Raw genomic sequence first — 369 nt, 5'->3', positions numbered from 1 at the left:
CGTAGGTGGCGACGTGAAGGTGGGCGACACCGTGACCCTGACCGTGAACGGCAAGCCGTTCACCGGTCTGGTGCAGGCCGACAAGACCTTCAGCATCAACGTACCGGGCGCCGAGCTGGTGGCCGACACCGACAAGGTGATCGAGGCCAGCGTCACCACCCGTGACGAATCCGGCAACAGCATCACCGTCAGCGACACCGAAGGCTACCGCGTCGACACCGTCGCCCCGGACAACCGCAGCACCAGCATCAGCGTCAACGACATCACCGCCGACAACGTGGTGAACGCCGCCGAAGCCGATGAAGACATCACCGTCAGCGGCACCGTCAGCGGCGAGTTCAAAGCCGGCGACGTAGTGACCCTGACCGT

At 64.8% G+C, this 369-nt stretch carries 1 protein-coding gene; it reads left to right on the top strand.

Annotated features, from left to right (window positions below):
* A partial coding sequence (locus ACZ9XP_RS17835) for an Ig-like domain-containing protein (protein ID WP_465188954.1) occupies positions 1 to 369 on the top strand: 369 nt, incomplete at both ends.

Source organism: Vogesella perlucida (genome assembly GCF_979366545.1).
This window is presented reverse-complemented; position numbering and strand designations above follow the sequence as displayed.